The following is a 22,313-nucleotide window of genomic DNA, read 5'->3' as shown; positions in this document are numbered from 1 at the left end:
GGTGACGGCTAGGCTGCCGACATGTCGGTACCGCACGTCCCCCTGCACGTCACCGGTCACGTCCTGCTCGACGGCGACCGCGAGGTCGGGGACGCCTGGGTGCGTGACGGTCGCATCAGCCTCCTGCGCCCGACCCCGCAGGGTGCGGCCGCGACCCGCCTGGAGGGCTGGGTGCTGCCCGGTCTGGTGGACGTCCACTGCCACGTCGGTCTCGACGCGGGGGGCGCCACGGACCCGGCCACGGCCGCCAAGCAGGCCACCGCCGACCGGGACACCGGGGTGCTGCTGATCCGGGACGCCGGTTCGCCGCTCGACACGGGCTGGGTGGCCTCCCGGCCCGACCTGCCGAGGCTCGTGCGGGCGGGCAAGCACCTGGCCCGGCCCAAGCGGTACCTGCGCGGCTACGGCCTCGAGCTCGACGACGTCGCCGACCTCCCGCGGGTGGTGCGTGAGCAGGCACGGGCGGGGGACGGCTGGGTCAAGCTCGTGGGGGACTGGATCGACCGTGACCTGGGCCCCGACGGCGACCTGCGCCCTCTGTGGCCGGCCGACGTGCTCGCCGAGGCCGTCGCCGTCGCGCACGCCGAGGCGGCGCGGGTCACGGTGCACGCCTTCTCCGAGGAGGTCGTCGCCGACCTCGTCGCGGCGGGGGTGGACGGCATCGAGCACGGGACCGGGATCCGACCCGACCAGATGGCCGAGATCGCCCAGCGCGGCATCCGGGTGACGCCCACGCTGCTGCAGGTGGGTCAGTTCGCGAACATCGCCGCCCAGGCGGACGGGAAGTACCCCGTCTACGCGGCGCGGATGCGGCGCATGCACGAGCGTCGGTACGCCCAGGCGCGCGACCTGTACGACGCCGGGGTCCCGCTGCTCGTCGGCACGGACGCCGGCGGGACGATCGACCACGGGCGCGTCGCGAACGAGTGCGCGGAGCTGGTCGCGGCGGGGATCCCCGCCGCCGAGGTCGTGGCGATGGCCACGTGGCGTGCGCGGGCCTTCCTCGGGCACGGTGCGATGGTCGAGGGTTCCAGCGCCGACTTCGTCGTGTACCCGGCGGACCCGCGCGAGGACGTCGAGGTGCTGCGGCACCCGACCGCCGTCGTCCTGCGGGGACGCATCGTCGCCTGACGCCGGGCCGCCGATGTTGGGTTCAGGGCTTGCGTCTGGCACAATGTCCGGGTACTCGGCGTGCCCAGGCCCCTCTCTCCTCGGCAGGCCCGGTCCTGACCTCGTCCACCGTGCCGGACCCCACCGGCGTGGAGCACGGGTCGTCCCCACAGAACCAGGAGAGTCCACACAAGTGGCCGTCAAGATTCGTCTGAAGCGTCTCGGCAAGATCCGGGCACCCTACTACCGTGTCGTCGTGGCCGACTCGCGCACCAAGCGCGACGGTCGTGTCATCGAGGAGATCGGGAAGTACCACCCGACCGAGGAGCCCTCGCTCATCGAGATCAGCTCCGAGCGTGCCCAGTACTGGCTCGGCGTCGGCGCGCAGCCGACCGAGCAGGTCGCAGCCCTGCTGCGCGTCACCGGTGACTGGCAGAAGTTCAAGGGCCTCCCGGGTGCCGAGGGCACCCTGAGGACCAAGCAGACCGCCGGCGACACCGCCGCAGCGGTCGAGGCCGTCCACGCCGAGGCCGAGAAGGCCAAGGCGAAGGCGTCCGAGGCCAAGTCCGCCAAGGCGGCCGAGCCCGCCGAGGACGAGGCCGACGCCTGATGCTCGCCGACGCTCTCGAGCACCTCGTGCGCGGCATCGTGGACAACCCGGACGACGTCCGGGTGGCGGCACGCAGCCAGCGGCGCGGTGACCTGCTCGAGGTCCGGGTCCACCCCGACGACCTCGGGCGTGTCATCGGCCGCGGCGGACGCACGGCCAAGGCCCTGCGGACCGTGGTCGGCGCGCTCGCGTCCGACCCGGTCCGGGTCGACGTCGTGGACGTCGACCGCCGCTGATCGCGGTCACGAGAGCATCGACGACGAGGCCCGGTCCCCCCGCGGGACCGGGCCTCGTCGTGTTCACTGGCAGGCGCGGGCCCCTCGGTCCGCCGACGAAGGAGACGACATGGAGCTCGTGGTGGCTCGGATCGGCCGCGCCCACGGCCTGCGCGGCGAGGTCGGGCTGGAGGTCCGCACCGACACCCCCGAGGAGCGGTTCGCCGTCGGGCAGGTGCTGACGACCGACCCGGCCGGGGTCGGTCCGCTCACCGTGCAGGGCACCAGGGTCCACCAGGGTCGCTGGCTCGTGCGGTTCGCCGAGTCCGCCGACCGGTCCCACGCCGAGGCGTTGCGCGGCGTGCTGCTCGTCGTCCAGCAGGACGGCTCCGACGAGGAGGATGCCTGGTACCCGCACGAGCTGGCCGGGCTGCGCGCGGAGCTCGCCGACGGGACCATGGTCGGCGAGGTCGTGGGTCTCGAGCACCTGCCGGCCCACGACGCGCTCGTGGTGCGCGAACCCACCGGGGAGCGCACGCTCGTGCCGTTCGTGCACGCGATCGTGCCCACGGTCGACGTCGCCGGCGGGAGGGTCGTCCTGACGCCGCCGGGCGGGCTCCTGGCCCGGGACGCCGACGCCGTCGAGGTGGTCCGCCCGGGCGAGGGCGAGGCCTGAGGTGCGTATCGACGTCGTCTCCATCTTCCCGGACTACCTGGCGGCGCTGGACCTGTCCCTCGTCGGCAAGGCGCGCCGCAGCGGGCTGCTGGACCTGAACGTGCACGACCTGCGCGACTGGACCGACGACCGCCACCGCACCGTGGACGACACGCCGTTCGGCGGCGGGGCGGGGATGGTCATGCGGCCCGACGTGTGGGGGCGTGCCCTGGACGAGCTGCTCGGTGCTCCCGGTGCTCCCGGTGCTCCCGGTGCCCCCGCGGCCCCCACGGCCCCAGGGGCACCGGGGCAGCCGGCGCAAGCAGGGGAGGCGGGGCGACCGGGGGAGCGACCTGGAGCGACGCCGGCCCACCTGGTGGTGCCGACGCCGTCGGGCGAGGTGTTCACGCAGCGGCACGCCGAACGGCTCGCGACCGAGGAGCACCTGGTGCTGGCCTGCGGGCGGTACGAGGGCATCGACTCGCGCGTGGTCGACCGGTATCGCGACGCCGGGCACCGGGTCTCGGAGCTGTCGATCGGCGACTACGTCCTCAACGGCGGCGAGGTCGCCGCCCTCGTGGTGGTCGAGGCCGTGGGCCGGCTCCTGCCGGGGGTCGTCGGCAACCCGCACTCGCTCGTGGAGGAGTCGCACGGCGCGGCCGGGCTGCTGGAGTACCCGGTGTACACCAAGCCGCCGTCCTGGGCCGGGCACGACGTGCCCGACGTCCTGCTGTCCGGCCACCACGCGAAGATCGAGCGCTGGCGCAGGGACCGTGCCCTGGAACGGACCGCGCGACGGCGTCCGGACATGCTGGCCTCCCTCGACGTCTCGACGCTCGACGCCCACGACCTGCGCGTGCTCGCCGACCTGGGGTGGGAGGTCGTGCCGGACGGCGGCGCCTCTGACGGGGTGCCCGACGGAGCTCGCGACGGACGTCACGACGGATCACCGGTGCTGCGCCCACGAGGTGTGGCACAATAGTTCGTCGGTGTGCCGCAGCCCGGACTCTGCCACAGGGGAGACCATCGGGCCGAGTGCCGGCGCACCACCTTCGACGACATCCGGCCCGCGCCGTCGCACGGGCCCCAGAGCTTGCGCTGACCTGTGGCAGGGCGGGGAGAAACCATGAAGACGCTCGACTTCGTCGACGCAGACGCACTGCGTTCCGACATCCCGGACTTCCGTGCCGGTGACACCGTGAAGGTCAACGTCAAGGTCATCGAGGGCAGCCGCTCCCGTGTCCAGGCGTTCCAGGGTGTCGTGATCGCCCGCCGCAACGGCGGCATCGGCGCCACGTTCACCGTCCGCAAGATCAGCTTCGGCGTCGGCGTCGAGCGCACCTTCCCGGTGCACGCCCCGACGATCGAGTCGGTCGAGGTCGTCACCCGTGGTGACGTCCGCCGCGCCAAGCTCTACTACCTGCGCAAGCTCCGCGGCAAGAAGGCCAAGATCCGCGAGAAGCGCGAGACCCCGGCCAAGTGATCCGAGGCGGCCGCAGCGCCGCCGCACCGACGGGCGGTCCCTCCACGGAGGGGCCGCCCGTCGGCGTTTCGCCGCCGTGTGCGGCTCGTGGGAAGGTGTGCTCGTGGCAGACTCCGATCCCGTGACTTCCTCGAGCGGCCCCTGGTCCGACGGCGACGACCCGGCTGGTCGGGCGGACGACGGCGCGCGCGCCGGGATGCCGCCCGCGCACGCTGCGGTCCACCCGGAGCCGCAGGGGAGCCGCGGGCTGAGCCTCCTGCGCGAGACCGCGATCATCCTGATCTCGGCGCTGGTGCTGTCCTGGATCATCAAGACCTTCCTGGTGCAGGCCTTCTACATCCCGAGCGGATCGATGGAGGACACCCTCCAGGTGGGCGACCGGGTGATGGTCTCCCGCCTGGTGCCCGACGCCTTCGACGTCCACCGTGGCGACATCGTGGTGTTCAAGGACCCGGGCGGGTGGCTGCCGCCCTACCAGGAGGAGGACCGGGGCCCCGTGGGCAACGCGCTGCGCGACGCCGCGACCTTCGTGGGGCTGCTCCCGCAGGACACCGGCGAGCACCTCATCAAGCGGGTCATCGGCCTGCCGGGCGACACCGTCGAGTGCTGCGACGCCGAGGGCCGGGTCATGGTGAACGGCGTCGCGATCGACGAGTCCGAGTACCTGGCGGCGGGCGCCATCCCCAGCGAGATCGAGTTCTCGGCGACCGTGCCCGAGGACATGGTCTTCGTCCTCGGCGACAACCGTCAGCACTCCAAGGACTCCCGCTACAACACGGGCAACCCGGGTGGCGGGTTCGTCCCGATGGACAACGTCGTGGGCAGCACCTTCGTCATCGTGTGGCCCTTCGCGGACGCCCAGCTCCTGCGCAACCCGGGCGACGTGTTCGCCGACGTGCCCGCACCATGACGGTCGTCGGACGCCGCCGCAGCCCCACCCTGCGCACCGAGCGGGCCCTGCTCGCCGAGGGCGCACGTCTCGTCGGCGGCATGGACGAGGTCGGGCGCGGTGCGCTCGCCGGGCCGGTCAGCGTGGGGCTGGTGGTCGTCGACGCCTCGACCCGCACCGCACCGCGTGGCCTGACGGACTCCAAGCTGTTGTCGCCCGCCGCCCGGGAGGCGATGATCGGCCCGCTGCGGGGCTGGGCGCTGGCCTGGGCCGTCGGCCACGCCGGACCTGCCGAGATCGACGCGCACGGGATCGTGGCCGCGCTGCGGCTCGCCGGGCGCCGGGCGCTGTCCCAGGTCCGGCGCACGCTGGGCGACGTGGACGTCGTCCTGCTGGACGGCTCCCACGACTGGCTCAGCCGCCCGCACGCCGACCTCTTCGAGGCTGCCGCGCTCGATCCCGGTGCCGGACTCGACGCCCCCGAGCCCGGGGTGCGCACCCTGGTCAAGGCGGACCTGCAGTGCTCGTCCGTGGCGGCGGCGAGCGTGCTCGCGAAGGTCGAGCGCGACGGTCTGCTGCGGCGTCTGGCGGCCCAGTACCCCCACTTCGCGTGGGAGCAGAACAAGGGCTACTCGGCGCCGGCGCACCTGGACGCGCTGCGCCGGCTCGGTCCGACGCCGCAGCACCGACGCTCCTGGAACCTGCGCGTGCTCGACGACGCGCCCACCACCGACACACCCGGCGCCGGTGCGTCCGCCACGGACGTTCCCGGCCCCGGTGCTCCGGGCGTCGCCGAGGTCGTGACGCTGGAGTCGACGACGGACGCCGACGTGTCGCTCGGCTCGCGGGTGGGATGATGGCCGCGTGAGCACAGAGGACCTCGAGAACTACGAGAACGAGATGGAGCTCGCGCTCTACCGCGAGTACCGCGACGTGGTGGGACTTTTCTCGTACGTGGTGGAGACCGAACGACGGTTCTACCTGGCGAACCAGGTCGACCTCCAGGTGCGGTCCGCGGCCGGTGAGGTGTACTTCGAGCTCCGGCTCTCGGACGCCTGGGTGTGGGACGTCTACCGGTCCGCCCGGTTCGTGAAGTCCGTGCGGGTCGTGACGTTCAAGGACGTCAACGTTGAGGAGCTGGCGAAGGCCGACATCGCGCTCTGAGTGGACCGGGGTCGCATCACCGCGCCCCAGGGCTGCACGGCCGCCCACAGGTCAGGGGCGTCCCCAGGACCACGCCTGTCCTCGGCCCGCCACCGTCCACCGCCGCCAGGCTGTGGCGCGGAGGTGGTTCTCATGCGGGCGAAGGACGCCGTGGGACGGTACGGGGAACGGTTGGCGGAGCGGTACCTGGCCGCCCAGGGCCTGGAGGTGCTGGACCGCAACTGGCGGGGCGACACCGGGGAGGTCGACCTCGTCGCCCGGCAGGGCCGCACGCTCGTCGTCGTCGAGGTGAAGACCCGGCGCGGCACCGGCTACGGCCACCCCGCCGAGGCCGTCACCCCCGCCAAGCTGCGGCGGCTGCGCCGCCTGGCCGGCCAGTGGCTCCACGAGCACCCCGGCTCCTGGGCCGAGGTGCGGATCGACGTGGTGGCGGTCGTCCTGCCGCGCTCGGGCGCCGCGCAGGTCGAGCACCTCGTCGGGGTGAGCTGATGAGCTACGCCACCACCGCCGCCGTCGCCCTGCGCGGCATGGAGGGGCACGTCGTCGAGGTGCAGGCGCAGCTCGCCGCCTCGGTCCCCGGGTTCAGCCTGGTCGGCCTGCCGGACGCGGCGCTCGCGGAGTCACGGGACCGCGTCCGGGCCGCGGTGCTCTCCACGGGCATCGAGTGGCCGCACCGCAAGATCACCGTGAACCTGTCGCCGGCGTCCCTGCGCAAGTCCGGCTCGGGCTTCGACCTCGCCGTCGCGGTGGCCGTGCTGGCCGGGCACCGGCAGCTGCCGTCGTCCGGACTCGACCGTGTCGTCCATCTCGCCGAGCTCGGGCTCGACGGCAGGCTCCAACCCGTGCATGGTGTCCTCCCGGCCGTCGCCGCGGCCGTGGGTGCGGGCTACACCGACGTCGTCGTGGCCTCCGCGGACGCCGCCGAGGCGCGGCTCGTGCCCGGGGCGCGGGTCGTGGGGGCGGCCCACCTCGCGGACGTGGTGCGGTTCCACGGCGGCGAGCCGAGGTTCACCGGCACCGCGGAGCCGGTCGTCCTGCCGCCGCCCGAGCACGTCAGGCGGCCGGTCGGCGACCTCGCGGACGTCCTCGGTCAGCACGAGGCGCGCCTGGCCCTGGAGATCGCCGCGTCCGGCGGCCACCACCTGCTCATGGTGGGCCCGCCGGGAGCGGGCAAGACGATGCTCGCCGCCCGGCTGCCGGGGATCCTGCCGGACCTCACCGACGCCGAGGCCGTGGAGGTGACCGGGGTCCACTCGGTGGCGGGCACGTTCGATCCCGGTGCGGGGCTGCTGCGCAGGCCGCCCTTCGAGGACCCCCACCACACCGCGACGCCCGCCGCGATCGTCGGGGGTGGCTCCGGGACGGCTCGTCCCGGGGCCGTCTCGCGCGCCCATCGCGGTGTGCTGTTCCTCGACGAGGCGCCGGAGTTCACTCCACGGGTGCTGCAGACGCTGCGGCAGCCCCTGGAGTCCGGGGAGCTGGTGCTGCACCGCACCGGCGGGGCCACGCGCTATCCCGCCCGCTTCCAGCTGGTGCTCGCGGCGAACCCGTGCCCCTGCGGCATGGCGGCCACCGACGCCGGACTGGCGTGCGGGTGCGCGCCCCTGGCCCGGCGCCGCTACCTCGGCAGGTTGTCCGGACCGCTTCTGGACCGGATCGACCTGCACGTGCGGCTGGACCAGCCGACCCGGGCGGAGCGGGCGCTCGCGTCCTCGGGGGAGTCCTCGGTGGTGGTCGGCGCCCGGGTGGCCGCTGCCCGTGCGGCTGCGCGCGAACGGCTCGCCGGCACGCCGTGGAGCACGAACGCGGAGCTGCCAGGTCCGTGGCTGCGCTCCAGGCTGCGCGGTGAGCCGGGCGTGCTGGGCCGGCTGGAACGGCAGATCGACGCGGGAACCCTGTCGCTGCGCGGCGCCGACCGGATCCTGCGGGTCGCGTGGACGATCGCCGAGCTGGACGGTCGGGGTGTGCCGGTGGGGGACGACGTCGACGCGGCCGTCGTGTTCAGGACGGGGGACCAGCGTGGCTGAGGCACTCTTCACCCTCGCGTCCACCGGGACGCCGGGCCTGCGTTTCGACGGCGACGACCCGCGCCTGGCGGCCGCGGCCTGGAGCCGGATCGCCGAGCCGGGGGACCCGGTCGCCGGGGCTCTCGTCGGCCACCTCGGTGTCGTCGAGGCGCTGGCCTGGCTGGTCGACGCCGCGCGCGACCCGTCGCAGGTCCCTGTCGCAGACCTCGCCGGCGTCCGACCGGCGTCCGCCGAACGCCTCGCCCAGGCGGTGGCACGGTGGGCGCCACGGCTGGGCAGTCTCGACCCGCGGCGCGAGCTGCGGGTCCTGGAGCGCTGCGAGGGAACGCTCCTGGTCCCGGGCGACGAGCGATGGCCGGACGGTCTGGCCGGCCTCGGTGCCGCCGCGCCGTTCGCCCTGTGGGTGCGCGGGAACGCGGACCTGTCCACCTGGGCCCGACGGTCCGTCGCCCTGGTCGGGGCGCGGGCCTCGACCGCCTACGGGGAGCGGGTCGCCGCGAACCTGGCCTGCGGGCTCGTGGACCGTGGTTTCGCCGTGGTCTCCGGCGGTGCGTACGGGATCGACGCGGCCGCGCACTCCGGTGCCCTGGCCGCCGAGGGCGTCACCTGCGCGGTCATGGCCGGTGGCGTCGACCGCTTCTACCCGCAGGGCAACGACGACCTGCTGCGTCAGGTGCTCGCCACCGGGACGGTCCTCAGCGAGGTGCCGCCGGGCTCGGCGCCGTTCCGCCAACGGTTCCTGGCCCGCAACCGTCTCATCGCCGCGCTGACGGGTGCCACGGTCGTGGTCGAGGCCGCCCACCGCTCGGGCGCGCTGTCCACCGCCCGGCACGCCGTCCAGCTCCACCGGCCGGTCGGCGCCGTGCCGGGTCCGGTGACCTCGATGGCCTCGGCCGGCTGTCACGCGCTGCTGCGTGACGGCGCGGCGGTCTGCGTGACGGGAGCGGAGGACGTCGCCGAGCTCGCTGGCGCGATGGGTGACGACGCCGCCGCGGCGGAGAGGTCCGCACCGGTCGGGCCGCGGGACGGTCTCGACCCTGACGAGCGGATGCTGTGGGACGCGCTGCCGGTCAGGTCGGGGGCCACGACCGACTCCGTGGCGGCCTCGGCCGGGCTTGCTCCGCGCCGGGTGATGACCCTGCTGGGGTCCTTCGAACGCCGGGGGCTGGCGCGTCGCGACGGTGCGCGGTGGGTGCGCGGTTCCTGAGCCGGATGCGAAACGCCGCGCGACCTGCGGGGTCACGGCCCGGCGCCGCGGCAGTATGTCGATGATGTCGGATCCGGACGTCCCGCCGCTGCCCACCGCGTTCGTCACCGCGGTGGACGCGTTCACGCGCCACCTGGAGGTGCGGCAGGGCCACTCGGCCCACACCCGCCGCGCCTACCGGGCCGACGTCACCGGACTCCTGCGCTACGCCCACCGGCACGGAGCCGCCTCCCTCGAGCAGATCGACCTGACCCTGCTGCGTGGTTGGCTCGGCCATCAGGCGGACCGCGGGCTGTCGCGCGCGACCCTGTCGCGCCGGGGCGCCGCCGCGCGGGCCTTCCTGCGCTGGGCCCAGCGGGACGGGTTGATCGCCGTCGACCCGTCCGTGCGGCTCGCGAGCCCGAAGATCCCCCGGTCGCTGCCCACCGTGCTCTCCACGACGGCGGCGGCACGCCTGCTCGACGTCGCGGCGCGGACCGCGGACGAGGCGCCGGCGGAACATCGCCCGGCCGCCCTGCGGTCGTGGGCCGCGGCCGAGCTCCTCTACGGCTCGGGCGTGCGGGTGGGTGAGCTGGTGGCGGTCGACCTGGGTGACCTCGACGCGACCGACCGGCTGGTGCGGGTCCTGGGCAAGGGCGGCAAGGAACGTGTGGTCCCCTTCGGGGTCCCCGCCGCCCGGGCGCTCGCCGCGTGGACGTCACAGGGGAGGGCCGAGCTGGTCCGGGCGGACTCGCCCCCCGCGCTGTTCCTCGGGGACCGAGGCGGACGCTGGGGGCAGCGGCAGGCCCGTGAGGCGGTCCACGCGCTGGCCGCCGCTGCGGGCGTGGACGACGTCGCGCCGCACGCGCTGCGCCACTCGGCGGCGACGCACCTGCTCGCCGGGGGGTCGGACCTGCGGTCCGTGCAGGAGGTGCTGGGGCACGCGGACCTCGGCACGACACAGCGCTACACGCACGTGGACGCCGAGCGGCTCCGGGCGGTGTTCCAGCAGGCCTTCCCCCGGGCGTGAGGCGCCCGCCGGCTCATCCGGCGGGGAGCAGCACGATCGGCTCGGCCCGGCCCAGCAGCGTGGCGGGGTCGAGGTAGACCTCGCCGCGACGAACCCCCCAGTGCAGGCAGGACCCGGGGGAGCAGTGGGACGCGGGGGACTCGACGACCGTGCCGACACGATCACCCGCCCCGACGACGGTGCCCACGTCCACGGTCGCCTCGACGGGTTCGAGGCTCGAGCGCAGCGCGCCGTGGGAGATCACCACCACGGGTCGTCCTGCGACCTGGCCCGCGAAGGTCACGGTGCCGGGCGCCGGCGCGACGACGGCGCTGCCGGCGCTCGCGGCGAGGTCGATCCCGCGGTGGCCCGGTGCCCAGGGCTGCGCCGGCAGGTCGGCCGGTCGCACGACCTCACCGGCGGTCGGGGGCCGCCAGTCCTCGGAGACGGCGGCGCCGAGCGCCGCCTCGGTGCCCGCGGGCGCGGACCACGCCGCCGCGCCCGTCGTGAGTGAGGGGACGGCGACGGCCACGGCGACGGCCACGACGACGACCGCGACGACCTGGGCGAGGACGCGGCGCACGGCGGGCCGCGCGGTCCGCCGTGCGCCTCGCCCCGAATCGCACAGCGAATCGCACAGCGGGTTGCGCAGGGGGTTGCGCAGGCTGTTGCGCAGCGGCTTGCACAGCGAGCTGAGACGTCGGGTGGGACACGGGCGGGTCGGGCCGGTCGGAGGGGTCATGACGGCAGGCTGACATGCTGGGGCACGAGCCCACCGAGCCAGGTCGGCACCTGTGGACCCCCGGCGCGGTCCACGGGCCGGGCATCGTGCTCAACGCCACGTCATCGGCCCGCGACGGCCGGTGCCGCGCCGTTGCCCGGTCGGGTAGACTCGCCCGTGCGACCAGTCGTGTCCACCCTCTCGTCTTCCTCCGGGTCCGCCCCGGTGTGCCGTGGAGGTGGGGCGTCAGGTCGACATCGCGCGTCACGTGCGCGCCGTGCGGCCCCCGGGTCCTCGGCGCGATCACGATCGGCAGCGGTCCGCCCCCTCGACGGGTGCGGTGCCGGTCGGTGTGACGCCAGGGGTGCCAGGTCAGATGCCCGGCACCGACAACCGAGTGTGCGACCGGCCCAGGGACTCCCGGGGCGGTCGCCCGACGCGCGTGCGCACCGGGTCGATCCCGGGCCTCGCGGTGAAAGGAATCGTCATGGCCGTCGTGACCATGCGCCAGCTCCTCGAGAGCGGTGTCCACTTCGGGCACCAGACCCGCCGTTGGAACCCGAAGATGAAGCGCTTCATCTTCACGGAGCGCAACGGCATCTACATCGTCGACCTGCAGCAGTCGCTGTCGTACATCGACCGTGCCTACGAGTTCGTCAGCCAGACCGTCGCCCACGGCGGCAGCATCCTGTTCGTCGGCACCAAGAAGCAGGCGCAGGAGCCCGTCGCGGAGCAGGCCTCGCGCGTCGGCATGCCGTACGTGAACCACCGCTGGCTCGGTGGCATGCTCACCAACTTCTCGACCGTGCACAAGCGTCTGCAGCGCCTCAAGGAGCTCGAGGAGATCGACTTCGACGACGTCGCGGGTTCGTCCCTGACGAAGAAGGAGCTGCTCGTCCTGCGTCGCGAGAAGGACAAGCTCGCGCGCACGCTCGGCGGCATCCGGGACATGGCCAAGACCCCGTCGGCGGTCTGGATCGTGGACACCAACAAGGAGCACCTGGCCGTCAACGAGGCGCGCAAGCTGGGCATCCCCGTCGTCGCGATCCTGGACACCAACTGCGACCCCGACCACGTCGACTACGCGATCCCCGGCAACGACGACGCGATCCGTTCCGTCACGCTGCTGACCCGTGTCATCGCGGACGCCGTCGCGGAGGGCCTGATGCAGCGCGCGTCGGGCAAGAAGGGCGAGTCGACCACGGACGAGGCCGAGCCGCTGGCCGAGTGGGAGCGCGAGCTCCTCGCCGGTGCCGAGGCGACCGAGGCCGCTCCGGCTGCCGAGGCCGCGGAGCCCACCGACGCTGCTCCGGCTGCCGAGACCACCGAGGCTGCTCCGGCCGCCGAGGCGACCGAGGCCGCTCCGGCCGCCGAGGAGGCTCCCGCCGCCGAGGAGACCCCGGCTGCCGAGGCCGCTCCGGCCGCCGACGAGGCCGACGCGAAGTCCGAGTGATCCCCGGTGCGGGCCGGCCCCTGGCGGGCCGGCCCGCACCGCTCACCGCTTATCGACATCCCAGCACGGAGGACACCACCCATGGCGAACTACACCGCCGCTGACATCAAGGCCCTGCGCGAGCGCACCGGTGCCGGCATGCTCGACGTCAAGAAGGCGCTCGACGAGGCCGACGGCAACGCCGAGAAGGCCATCGAGATCATCCGCAAGAAGGGCCTCGCCCGCGCCGCCAAGCGCGAGGGCAACGCCACCTCCGAGGGCCTGGTGGCCGTCAAGGTCGTGGACGGCGACGCCGGGCAGTCGGCCACGATGATCGAGCTGAACTCCGAGACGGACTTCGTCGCGAAGAACGACCAGTTCATCGCGCTGGCCGACTCCGTCCTGGAGGCCGTCGCGGCCGCCGGTGCCGCCGACCTCGACGCCGCGCTGGCCGCGCCGGCCGGTGACGGCACCGTGGGCGACCTCGTCGCCGCCCAGGGTGCGACGATGGGCGAGAAGATCGTCCTGCGTCGTGCCGCACGCGTCGAGGGCCCGAAGGTGACGGCCTACCTGCACAAGACGGCCAAGGACCTCCCGCCGTCGATCGGTGTCCTCGTCGTCACCGACGAGGCCGGCGAGGCCGCCGCGAAGGACGTCGCCCAGCACGTCGCCGCGCTGGCGCCGCGCTACCTGACCCGCGAGGACGTCCCGGCCGACGTCGTCGACAAGGAGCGCGAGATCGCCCGCGAGGTGTCGATCGCCGAGGGCAAGCCCGAGGCCGCGCTGCCGAAGATCGTCGAGGGTCGTCTGAACGGCTTCTTCAAGGACGCCGTCCTCGTCGACCAGCCCCTGGCGAAGGACACCAAGACGACGGTCGGCAAGCACGTCGCCGCCACCGGTGGCAACCTGCTCGGCTTCGTCCGCTTCCGCGTCGGCAACTGACGCGTCACGGCCCGGTCGCACCCACGGGTGCGGCCGGGCCGTCGCATGCGCGCTCCCGGCCGCCGTGCTGGGTGGGCGGAGCAGCGCATCCGGTGCCAGGATGCGCCAGGAGACCTCGTTCCGGGCGGAGAGCCCGGGCTCACAGAGATGGACGGTGTCATGACCCAGATCGACCAGACCCAGCCGGCGGCCGCGGACCTCCCGGTCAAGGGCGCTGACACCCGCCGTGTCCTGTTGAAGCTCTCCGGCGAGACCTTCGGCGGCGGCAGCGTCGGCCTGGCGACCGACGTCGTGCGGCGGGTGGCCCAGGAGATCGGTGAGGCGGTCCGCCAGGGTGTGCAGGTGGCGATCGTCGTCGGCGGCGGCAACTTCTTCCGCGGCGCGGAGCTGTCCCGTGCCGGGCTCGACCGGGCCCGGGCCGACTACATGGGCATGCTCGGCACGGTGATGAACTGCCTCGCGCTGCAGGACTTCCTGGAGCAGGACGGCATCAAGACCCGCGTGCAGACGGCCATCACGATGGGCCAGGTTGCCGAGCCCTACATCCCGCTGCGTGCCATCCGCCACCTCGAGAAGGGGCGCGTGGTGATCTTCGGCGCCGGCGCCGGCATGCCGTACTTCTCCACCGACACGGTCGCCGTGCAGCGCGCGCTGGAGACCCACTGCGACGAGGTCCTGATGGGCAAGAACGGTGTCGACGCCGTCTACTCCGCGGACCCGCGCGTGGACCCCGACGCGCAGCGCCTGGAGCACGTGACCTACACCGAGGCGCTCGTGCAGCGTCTGGGCGTGATGGACGACACCGCGCTCGCGCTGTGCCGCGACAACGAGGTGCGCATGCGCGTCTTCGGTCTCGAGGAGACCGGTAACGTGACCCGTGCACTGCTCGGGAACAAGATCGGCACCTCGATCACGACCCGCTGAGCGACTTCTACCCACCAGACAGCGACGAACACAAGGAGCACCGGGTGATCGACGACACCCTCCTCGAGGCCGAGGAGAAGATGGACACGGCGATCGAGGTCGCCAAGGAGCAGTTCGCGGGGATCCGCACCGGCCGTGCGAACTCAGGCATGTTCGCCTCCCTGCACGTGGACTACTACGGGGCGCCGACGCCGCTGCAGCAGCTGGCGTCGTTCAACATCCCGGACGCGCGCACGGTGCTGATCTCCCCGTTCGACAAGAGCTCGATGCCGGCGATCGAGAAGACGCTGCGCGAGTCCGACCTGGGCGTGAACCCGTCCAACGACGGCAACGCCATCCGGATCGTCATGCCGACGCTGACGGAGGAGCGCCGCCGCGACTACGTCAAGCTCGCCAAGACCAAGGCGGAGGACGCCCGCATCTCGGTGCGCGGTGTGCGCCGCAAGGCCAAGGAGCAGATCGACCGGCTGGTCAAGGACGGCGAGGTCGGCGAGGACGAGGGTTCCCGGGCGGAGAAGGAGCTCGAGTCCCTCACCAAGAAGCACGTCGACCTGGTCGACCAGCTCCTCGTCGGCAAGGAGAACGAGCTGCTCGAGGTCTGATGTCTTCCGTCGACGCCCCGCGCACGTCCCGCGCCGGCCGCAACCTGCCGGCGGCGGTCGCGGTCGGGGTCGGGCTGCTGCTGCTCCTCGGTGCGTCCCTGTGGTTCCGACCGGAGCCCTTCGTGGCCCTCGTCGTCGTGGCGCAGAGCGCGGCGCTGTGGGAGCTGCGCTCGGCGTTCGCCCGGCGTGACATCCACATCCCGCTGACCCCGCTCGTGGTGGGCGGGGCCGGGATGTCGGTCTCGGCGTTCGTGGCCGGGCCCGAGGCCCTGCTGGTCGCCTTCGTGCTGACGGTGGGCGCCGTCGTCGTCTGGCGCGTCCTGGACGGGTCCGGCCCGCGCGCGCTGCGGGACGCCTCGGCGGGGATCTTCGCCGCGACGTACCTGCCGTTCCTGGCCGGGTTCGTCCTGCTGATCCTCGATCAGCCGAACGGCGAGCTGCGGGTGGTGCTCTTCGTGCTGCTCGCCGTCGCGAACGACGTCGGCGGCTACGTCGCGGGCGTGATCTTCGGCCGGCACCCGCTGGCACGCTCGATCAGCCCCAAGAAGAGCTGGGAGGGGCTGTTCGGGTCCGTGGCGCTCGCCGTGGCCGTCGGTGTGGTCGGAGCGGTCTTCGTCCTCGACGCCCCGTGGTGGCTCGGCGTGGCGCTCGGAGTGCTGACGGCGGTGACGGCCACGCTCGGCGACCTCGCCGAGTCCCTCATCAAGCGCGACCTCGACCTCAAGGACATGGGATCCTTGCTACCTGGACACGGGGGCGTGCTCGACCGGCTCGACTCCCTGGTCATCACCGTGCCGTTCGTCTACCTCGTCCTGGCCGCGACAGTCTGAGCCGAAGGAGACCCCTCATGGCACACCCGAACGCACCGACCGGCTCGACCACCGAGCTCGGCGTGCCCGCCGTCCGGCCGTCCGACGAGACGGCGCCGATGCCGCTGCAGATGGCACCGCGCCGTCGCGGCAAGCCGCCGAAGCACTTCGCCGACCTGTCGCCGGAGGAGCGCCGGGCCTCGGTGGTCGCGATGGGGGACAAGCCGTTCCGGGCCAAGCAGCTCGCGAACCACTACTTCACGCACTTCACCTCGGACCCCGCCGAGATGACGGACCTGCCCAAGGCCACGCGCGAGCAGCTCGCCGGCACCATGTTCCCCGAGCTCATCCGCCCGACGCGACGCCTGGAGGCGGACGGCGGCACGACGGTCAAGACCCTGTGGCACCTCTTCGACGACGCCCGGGTCGAGTCGGTGCTGATGCGCTACCCGAACCGCACCACGCTGTGCGTGTCGTCGCAGGCGGGCTGCGGCATGGCCTGCCCGTTCTGCGCGACCGGGCAGCTGGGGCTGACCCGGAACCTGTCGACCGCGGAGATCGTCGAGCAGGTCCGCGCCGCGTTCCGCTCCCTGGACCGCGGGGAGATCCCCGGGGGACCGGCCCGGCTCAACAACCTGGTGTTCATGGGGATGGGCGAGCCGTTGGCGAACTACCGGGCCGTCATGGAGACGGTGCGCACGCTGGTCGCGCCGCAGCCCGACGGGCTGGGCATGTCGGCGCGCAACATCACGGTCTCGACGGTCGGTCTGGTGCCGGCGATGCGCCGCCTCGCGGACGAGGGCGTCCCGGTGACGCTCGCGCTGAGCCTGCACGCCCCCGACGACGACCTGCGCAGCGAGCTCGTCCCGATCAACACCCGCTTCAGCGTGGACGAGGTGCTCGACGCCGCGCGGCACTACTTCGAGGTGACGGGTCGGCGCGTGTCCATCGAGTACGCGCTGATCAAGGACATGAACGACCACGCCTGGCGTGCCGACCTGCTCGGGCGCAAGCTCAACGAGCGCGGCCGCGGCTGGGTCCACGTCAACCCGATCCCGCTGAACCCGACGCCCGGGTCGATCTGGACCGCGAGCGAGCGTTCCGTCGAGGACGAGTTCGTGGCACGATTGCGCGGGCACGGTATCCCGACCACGATCCGTGACACCCGTGGGAGCGACATCGACGGCGCCTGCGGGCAGCTGGCCGCCGAGGAGGACGACGACGAGTGAGCAGCACGCTCTTTTCCACCGTGTCGAAGATGCGCAACGGGTACGACCCTGACGAGGTCGACGACTTCTTCGACCACGCCCGTCAGGCCTACGAGGGTCGGACCCCGGAGCCGATGACGAACGCGGACATCGCGACCTCGACCTTCGAGCTGGTCCGCGGGGGCTACAACACCCACGAGGTCGACGCCGCCCTCGACCGCCTGGAGGGTGCGTTCATCGCCCGCCAGCGCGCGGAGTTCGTCAACCAGCACGGCCAGGAGGCGTGGATGGGCGCGCTCGCCGAGCGGGCGCGCACGCTGTACGGCCGTCTCGGGCGCCGCGACGGCCAGAAGTTCGCCCCTGCCGAGCGGGGACAGCAGGGCTACGACATCGACGACGTCGACGCGATCTGCGACCGCCTGGTCGGCTACTTCGACCGTCAGGAGCCGCTGACGGCCGCCGAGCTGCGCTCGGCGACCTTCGGCCGTGCCAAGGGCACCGAGGCCTACGCCGAGGCGTCCGTGGACAAGTTCCTGGCCCGGGCCATCGAGGTGCTCCTCGGCGTCGAGTGACGTCCGGGCCTGGTTGGATGGCGGCATGAGTGCGCCCCGTTCCGTGACCCTGCTCGGCTCCACCGGTTCCATCGGGACCCAGGCGATCGACGTCGTGACGTCCCACCCGGGCCGGTTCCGCGTCGAGGCGCTGGCTGCCGGCGGGGCGGACGTCGAGCTCCTCGCCGCCCAGGTGGACCTGCTCGGCGCACGGTCGGTGGCCGTGGCGGACGCCTCCCGTCGTGACGACCTGGTGGCCGCGCTCGCCGCGCGCCTCGGCCCTCGTGCGGCCGAGGTCGAGGTGCTGGCGGGTCCTGACGCCGCCACCGAGCTGGCCGGACGCGGGGCCGACGTCGTGCTCAACGGGATGACCGGCTCGGTGGGCCTGCGCCCGACGCTGGCGGCCCTGCACGGCGGCTCCACGCTGGCGCTGGCCAACAAGGAGTCGCTCGTGGTGGGCGGCCCGCTGGTCAGGGCGGCGGCGGCACCCGACCAGATCGTCCCCGTCGACTCCGAGCACTCGGCGATCGCCCAGGCGCTGCGTGGCGGCCGGGCCGAGGAGGTCCGCCGGATCGTGCTGACCGCCTCCGGCGGGCCGTTCCGGGGGCGCACGCGGGACCAGATCGAGCCGGTGACGGCCGAGCAGGCGCTCGCCCACCCGACCTGGGCGATGGGGCCCGTGGTCACGGTGAACTCCGCCTCGTTGATGAACAAGGGGCTCGAGCTCATCGAGGCGCACCTGCTGTTCGACGTCCCGACCGACGACATCACCGTCGTCGTGCACCCGCAGTCGGTGGTCCACTCCATGGTCGAGTTCCACGACGGCTCCACGATCGCCCAGGCCTCTCCGCCGGACATGCGGCTCCCCATCGCGCTGGGCCTGTCGTGGCCGGATCGCCTCGACGTCGTCTCGCCGCCGTGCGACTGGTCGCAGGCGGCGAGCTGGACGTTCGAGCCGCTCGACGACGCCACGTTCCCGGCGGTGGGCCTCGCGCGCGCCGCGGCGTCGGCGTCGGGGACCCACCCGGCGGTGTACAACGCGGCCAACGAGCAGGGCGTGGCGGCGTTCCTGGCGGGCCGGATCGGGTTCCTCGACATCGTGGACACGGTCGAACGGGTGCTGGCCGAGCACGACGGCGTCGCGGCGTCCGAGGTGACGCTGGAGGCCGTCGAGGCCGCCGAGGCGTGGGCGCGCGGCCGTGCCGACGCCCTCCTGGCGCGCACCTGACGCCGATCCCTTCACGTCATCTCCGCAGGACGGCCCACGGCCTGTGGGGAGAGCCGCCGCGCGTGACCTAGGCTCGTGGCGTGGACATCCTTCCCGTCGTCGTCGGCATCGTCGTCGTGGTGCTCGGCATCCTGGTCTCCATCGCGCTGCACGAGGTGGGGCACATGGTCCCCGCGAAGAAGTTCGGGGTGCGGGTCAGCGAGTACATGGTCGGTTTCGGACCGACCCTCTGGTCACGCACCAGGGGGGAGACCGAGTACGGGATCAAGGCGATCCCGCTGGGCGGGTACGTCCGCCTCGTCGGGATGATGCCGCCCGCCCCGGCCGGCGCCCGGCAGCGCCAGGGCTTCTTCGGCCAGGTGATCGCCGACGCCCGCGACGCGAGCGTGAGCGAGATCCGCCCGGGGGAGGAGCACCGGGCCTTCTACCACCTGTCGACCCCGAAGAAGCTGGTGGTGATGCTCGGCGGGCCGGTGATGAACCTGGTCATCGCCGTGGTGCTGCTCGCGGTGGTGTTCCTCGGGATCGGGATGCCGACGGTGACCACCACCGTCGAGTCCGTGGGCGACGGGTCGGCCGCCGCGAGCGCGGGCGTGGAGGCCGGGGACGAGATCGTCTCCTTCGACGGCGTCGCCGTCGAGGACTGGTCGCAGCTCGTCGGGATGGTCAACGACCGCGCGGACGAGACGTTGCCGCTGGTGGTCGAGCGGGACGGGGAGCTGGTGACCCTGGACGTCACGCCGGTTCCCGCCGAGCGACCGCTCACCGACGACGAGGGCCTTCCGGTCGTGGACGACGCGGGCGACCCCGTGATGGTCGACGGCGCGCTGCTGGGTGTCACCTCCGCGGTGGAGCGCCAGGCGCAGCCGGTCTCCGAGGTGCCGCAGGCGGTGTGGATGCAGGTCTCCGCCACGGCGGGGGCGATCGTCACGCTGCCGGTGCGCATCTACGACGCGGCCCACCAGGCGTTCACCGACGAACCGCGCGCCCAGGACTCGGTGATGTCCGTGGTCGGTGTCGGGCGGGCCGCCGTCGACACGGCCGGTAACGAGGACTACTCGGTGCTGGCACGGGTCCAGCTCATGCTCATGCTGCTGGCCTCGCTCAACATCGCGCTGTTCATGTTCAACCTCATCCCGCTCCTGCCGCTCGACGGCGGCCACGTGGTGAACGCCCTGTACGAGGGTGCTCGGCGCACCGTGGCCCGGGTGCGGGGGGCGACGCTGCCGGGTCCGGCGGACGTGGCGCGGATGATGCCGGTCGCCTACGTCGTGTTCGTGCTGCTGATCGGGGTGGGCGCGGTCCTGATGGTCGCCGACGTCGTGGATCCCGTCCGGCTGTTCTGAGGTGTGAAGTTCTCGTGGGGGTCGGGGCCACGATCGGGTGACGATGCCGGTCGTGGTGTGTCGAGGTCGCCGGGACGCGCGATACTGGGCGCGTGACTGCTGTGAACCTCGGCCTGCCCGCACCGCCCGTGCCCACGCTGGCCCCGCGCCGCAAGACCCGCCAGATCAAGGTCGGTGACGTGCTCGTCGGCGGTGACGCGCCCGTCAGCGTCCAGTCCATGACGACGACGAAGACGACGGACATCAACGGCACGCTCCAGCAGATCGCGGAGCTGACGGCCTCGGGCTGCGACATCGTGCGGGTGGCCTGCCCGACGCAGGACGACGCGGACGCGCTGCCGATCATCGCCAGGAAGTCGCAGATCCCGGTGATCGCGGACATCCACTTCCAGCCGAAGTACGTCTTCGCGGCGATCGAGGCGGGGTGTGCCGCGGTGCGGGTCAACCCGGGCAACATCAAGAAGTTCGACGACCAGGTCAAGGAGATCGCCCAGGCGGCGAAGGACCACGGCACGTCGTTGCGGATCGGCGTGAACGCCGGGTCGCTGGACAAGCGTCTGCTGGAGAAGTACGGCAGGCCCACGCCGGAGGCGCTGGTGGAGTCGGCGGTCTGGGAGGCGAGCCTCTTCGAGGAGCACGACTTCCACGACTTCAAGATCTCGGTGAAGCACAACGACCCCGTCGTGATGGTGCGCGCCTACGAGCTGCTCTCCCAGCGGGGCGACTGGCCGCTGCACCTGGGTGTGACGGAGGCGGGTCCCGCGTTCCAGGGCACGATCAAGTCCGCCACGGCGTTCGGCGCCCTGCTCAGCCAGGGGATCGGTGACACGATCCGGGTCTCGCTGTCGGCCCCGCCGGTGGAGGAGGTCAAGGTCGGCATCCAGATCCTGCAGTCGCTGAACCTGCGCGAGCGCAAGCTGGAGATCGTCTCCTGCCCGTCCTGCGGGCGCGCCCAGGTCGACGTCTACACGCTCGCCGAGAAGGTGACCGCTGGTCTGGAGGGCATGACGGTCCCGCTGCGCGTCGCCGTGATGGGCTGCGTCGTCAACGGACCGGGGGAGGCCCGCGAGGCCGACCTCGGCGTCGCCTCGGGCAACGGCAAGGGGCAGATCTTCGTCAAGGGCGAGGTGATCAAGACCGTTCCGGAGGCGATGATCGTCGAGACGCTCATCGAGGAGGCCCTGCGGATCGCCGAGTCGATGCCCGCCCCCGAGAACGACGCCCAGGCGGGTGCACCCGTCGTGTCGGTGTCCTGACGGCGGCGAGGGACGGTGGGCTGGCGGCCGGCGTCGTGGGGTCCGCGGGTGCTGCCCGACCGCGGCCCTGAGGCGGCCGCCGCCCGCGTCCTGGCGGCCGCCGACCTGGCCGAGGCGCGGCGCGTGTGCGAGGTGGATCCCGTGTCCTCCGTGCTGGCCGCATCCCGGGTCGACGTCGCCTCCCGGGCCGGCCTCGCCGCCGCCGGCGGGCAGCTGTGGGGCTTTCCTGCCGAGGGGCCCCTGGCGGCCGTGTGCTGGGCCGGGGCGAACATCGTGCCGGTCGTGCCCGCCACGCTGAGCCGGTCCGAGCGCGACGACGCCGTGATCGCCTTCGCGGCGTCGGCGCGCCACCTGGGCCGGCGTTCCAGCTCCATCGTGGGCGACAAGGAGGTCGCCCTGCGGCTCTGGGAGCTGCTGAGCAGGGTCTGGCCACCCGCCCGGGAGGTGCGCACCGACCAGCCGTCGCTCATGATCGACCGCGACCCCGACGTGGAGCCCGACGCGAGGGTCCGCCGCTCCGACCCTGCCGAGCTGGACCTGGTGCTGCCGGCCTGCGTGCGCATGTTCACCGAGGAGGTCGGGTACTCGCCGGTGTCCGGCGGGAGCGGTGCCTATGCGTCGAGGGTCCGCTCGCTGATGGCCGACGGGCGGTCCTTCGTCCGGGTGGACGCCGACCCGCAGGGGCGGCCCATGATCGGTTTCAAGGCGGAGCTCGGAGCGGTGGCCGGGCAGGTGGCGCAGGTGCAGGGGGTGTGGGTCGATCCGCTCCTGCGGGGCCGGGGACTGTCGGCCCCGGGCATGGCCGCGGTGGTCACGCTGACCCGGCAGCACGTCGCGCCGACGGTCTCGCTGTACGTCAACGCCTTCAACGCCCCCGCGCTGCGGACCTACCGCAGGGTCGGGTTCGAGCAGGTGGGGACGTTCGCCACGGTGCTGTTCTGAGGAC

25 protein-coding genes are annotated in these 22,313 nt (G+C 73.2%); 24 read left to right on the top strand and 1 reads right to left on the bottom strand.

Going from position 1 to position 22,313, the window contains the following annotated elements; genetic code table 11:
* Positions 1-21: 21 nt before the first annotated feature.
* The 13 genes from ACNHYB_RS05115 (at position 22) to ACNHYB_RS05055 (ending at position 10,369) form a co-directional block, all read left to right on the top strand.
* Entirely contained in the window at positions 22-1,131 is a 1,110-nt protein-coding gene (locus ACNHYB_RS05115) for an amidohydrolase family protein (protein WP_418277318.1), read from the top strand.
* 172 nt (positions 1,132-1,303) lie between these two features.
* On the top strand, positions 1,304-1,720 hold the full coding sequence (rpsP, locus tag ACNHYB_RS05110; protein ID WP_418277317.1) for a 30S ribosomal protein S16: 417 nt from the start codon (positions 1,304-1,306) through the stop codon (positions 1,718-1,720).
* Positions 1,720-1,956, top strand: a complete 237-nt coding sequence (locus ACNHYB_RS05105; protein WP_418277316.1) for an RNA-binding protein — start codon at positions 1,720-1,722, stop codon at positions 1,954-1,956. The genes rpsP and ACNHYB_RS05105 overlap by 1 nt, the downstream gene beginning before the upstream one ends.
* A gap of 109 nt (positions 1,957-2,065) precedes the next feature.
* The gene (gene rimM / locus ACNHYB_RS05100; protein ID WP_418277315.1) at positions 2,066-2,611 is read left to right on the top strand and encodes a ribosome maturation factor RimM; all 546 of its coding nucleotides are present in this window, start codon (positions 2,066-2,068) and stop codon (positions 2,609-2,611) included.
* A gap of 1 nt (position 2,612) precedes the next feature.
* Positions 2,613-3,572: a tRNA (guanosine(37)-N1)-methyltransferase TrmD gene (gene trmD, locus ACNHYB_RS05095; protein WP_418277314.1), complete on the top strand. Its 960-nt coding sequence runs from the start codon at positions 2,613-2,615 to the stop codon at positions 3,570-3,572.
* 144 nt (positions 3,573-3,716) lie between these two features.
* The gene (gene rplS, locus ACNHYB_RS05090) at positions 3,717-4,073 is read left to right on the top strand and encodes a 50S ribosomal protein L19 (protein WP_418277313.1); all 357 of its coding nucleotides are present in this window, start codon (positions 3,717-3,719) and stop codon (positions 4,071-4,073) included.
* Between the two features lie 121 nt (positions 4,074-4,194).
* Positions 4,195-4,983: a signal peptidase I gene (gene lepB, locus ACNHYB_RS05085; protein ID WP_418277312.1), complete on the top strand. Its 789-nt coding sequence runs from the start codon at positions 4,195-4,197 to the stop codon at positions 4,981-4,983.
* Entirely contained in the window at positions 4,980-5,819 is an 840-nt protein-coding gene (locus tag ACNHYB_RS05080) for a ribonuclease HII (RefSeq protein ID WP_418277311.1), read from the top strand. Before lepB ends, ACNHYB_RS05080 begins: the two co-directional genes overlap by 4 nt.
* Before the next feature lie 7 nt (positions 5,820-5,826).
* Complete coding sequence (locus ACNHYB_RS05075; protein WP_418277310.1) at positions 5,827-6,126, top strand: DUF2469 domain-containing protein; 300 nt, start codon at positions 5,827-5,829, stop codon at positions 6,124-6,126.
* 132 nt (positions 6,127-6,258) lie between these two features.
* Positions 6,259-6,615: a YraN family protein gene (locus ACNHYB_RS05070; protein WP_418277309.1), complete on the top strand. Its 357-nt coding sequence runs from the start codon at positions 6,259-6,261 to the stop codon at positions 6,613-6,615.
* Positions 6,615-8,153: a YifB family Mg chelatase-like AAA ATPase gene (locus tag ACNHYB_RS05065; protein WP_418277308.1), complete on the top strand. Its 1,539-nt coding sequence runs from the start codon at positions 6,615-6,617 to the stop codon at positions 8,151-8,153. Before ACNHYB_RS05070 ends, ACNHYB_RS05065 begins: the two co-directional genes overlap by 1 nt.
* Positions 8,146-9,360, top strand: coding sequence for a DNA-processing protein DprA (gene dprA, locus ACNHYB_RS05060; RefSeq protein WP_418277307.1), 1,215 nt, complete (start codon positions 8,146-8,148; stop codon positions 9,358-9,360). Before ACNHYB_RS05065 ends, dprA begins: the two co-directional genes overlap by 8 nt.
* Positions 9,361-9,424: 64 nt before the next feature.
* Entirely contained in the window at positions 9,425-10,369 is a 945-nt protein-coding gene (locus ACNHYB_RS05055; RefSeq protein WP_418277306.1) for a tyrosine recombinase XerC, read from the top strand.
* Between the two features lie 13 nt (positions 10,370-10,382).
* Here ACNHYB_RS05055 and ACNHYB_RS05050 read toward each other — a convergent pair whose 3' ends face one another.
* Complete coding sequence (locus ACNHYB_RS05050; RefSeq protein WP_418277304.1) at positions 10,383-11,090, bottom strand: M23 family metallopeptidase; 708 nt, start codon at positions 11,088-11,090, stop codon at positions 10,383-10,385.
* A gap of 466 nt (positions 11,091-11,556) precedes the next feature.
* Here ACNHYB_RS05050 and rpsB point away from each other — a divergent pair, with 466 nt between their 5' ends.
* From rpsB to ACNHYB_RS04995, 11 genes are all read left to right on the top strand, one after another.
* Positions 11,557-12,522 (top strand): 30S ribosomal protein S2, encoded by a 966-nt coding sequence (gene rpsB / locus ACNHYB_RS05045; RefSeq protein WP_418277303.1) that lies wholly within the window; start codon positions 11,557-11,559, stop codon positions 12,520-12,522.
* A gap of 81 nt (positions 12,523-12,603) precedes the next feature.
* Positions 12,604-13,443, top strand: coding sequence for a translation elongation factor Ts (gene tsf / locus ACNHYB_RS05040; protein WP_418277302.1), 840 nt, complete (start codon positions 12,604-12,606; stop codon positions 13,441-13,443).
* A 159-nt stretch (positions 13,444-13,602) separates the two neighbouring features.
* Positions 13,603-14,367 (top strand): UMP kinase, encoded by a 765-nt coding sequence (gene pyrH, locus ACNHYB_RS05035; RefSeq protein ID WP_418277301.1) that lies wholly within the window; start codon positions 13,603-13,605, stop codon positions 14,365-14,367.
* A gap of 44 nt (positions 14,368-14,411) precedes the next feature.
* Entirely contained in the window at positions 14,412-14,969 is a 558-nt protein-coding gene (gene frr / locus ACNHYB_RS05030) for a ribosome recycling factor (protein ID WP_418277300.1), read from the top strand.
* Positions 14,969-15,799, top strand: a complete 831-nt coding sequence (locus ACNHYB_RS05025) for a phosphatidate cytidylyltransferase (RefSeq protein WP_418277298.1) — start codon at positions 14,969-14,971, stop codon at positions 15,797-15,799. Before frr ends, ACNHYB_RS05025 begins: the two co-directional genes overlap by 1 nt.
* 98 nt (positions 15,800-15,897) lie before the next feature.
* Positions 15,898-17,007 (top strand): 23S rRNA (adenine(2503)-C(2))-methyltransferase RlmN, encoded by a 1,110-nt coding sequence (gene rlmN / locus ACNHYB_RS05020; protein WP_418277997.1) that lies wholly within the window; start codon positions 15,898-15,900, stop codon positions 17,005-17,007.
* 29 nt (positions 17,008-17,036) lie between these two features.
* Complete coding sequence (locus ACNHYB_RS05015) at positions 17,037-17,558, top strand: DivIVA domain-containing protein (protein ID WP_418277297.1); 522 nt, start codon at positions 17,037-17,039, stop codon at positions 17,556-17,558.
* Positions 17,559-17,583: 25 nt separating this feature from the next.
* A complete protein-coding gene (gene dxr / locus ACNHYB_RS05010; protein WP_418277295.1) occupies positions 17,584-18,765 on the top strand; it encodes a 1-deoxy-D-xylulose-5-phosphate reductoisomerase in 1,182 nt (393 codons plus the stop codon).
* 80 nt (positions 18,766-18,845) lie between these two features.
* Complete coding sequence (locus tag ACNHYB_RS05005) at positions 18,846-20,111, top strand: M50 family metallopeptidase (protein WP_418277294.1); 1,266 nt, start codon at positions 18,846-18,848, stop codon at positions 20,109-20,111.
* 92 nt (positions 20,112-20,203) lie between these two features.
* Positions 20,204-21,367 (top strand): flavodoxin-dependent (E)-4-hydroxy-3-methylbut-2-enyl-diphosphate synthase, encoded by a 1,164-nt coding sequence (gene ispG, locus ACNHYB_RS05000; RefSeq protein ID WP_418277293.1) that lies wholly within the window; start codon positions 20,204-20,206, stop codon positions 21,365-21,367.
* Positions 21,368-21,415: 48 nt separating this feature from the next.
* Positions 21,416-22,309 carry a GNAT family N-acetyltransferase gene (locus ACNHYB_RS04995; protein WP_418277292.1) on the top strand — a complete coding sequence of 298 codons (894 nt, stop codon included), beginning with the start codon at positions 21,416-21,418 and terminating at the stop codon, positions 22,307-22,309.
* The last annotated feature ends 4 nt before the right edge of the window (positions 22,310-22,313 follow it).

Origin of the sequence: Isoptericola jiangsuensis (genome assembly GCF_048320105.1) — a bacterium.
Lineage (GTDB): Bacteria > Actinomycetota > Actinomycetes > Actinomycetales > Cellulomonadaceae > Isoptericola > Isoptericola jiangsuensis_A.
Note: the sequence above shows the minus strand (reverse complement) of the source record. Positions and strands in the feature narration are given on the sequence as shown.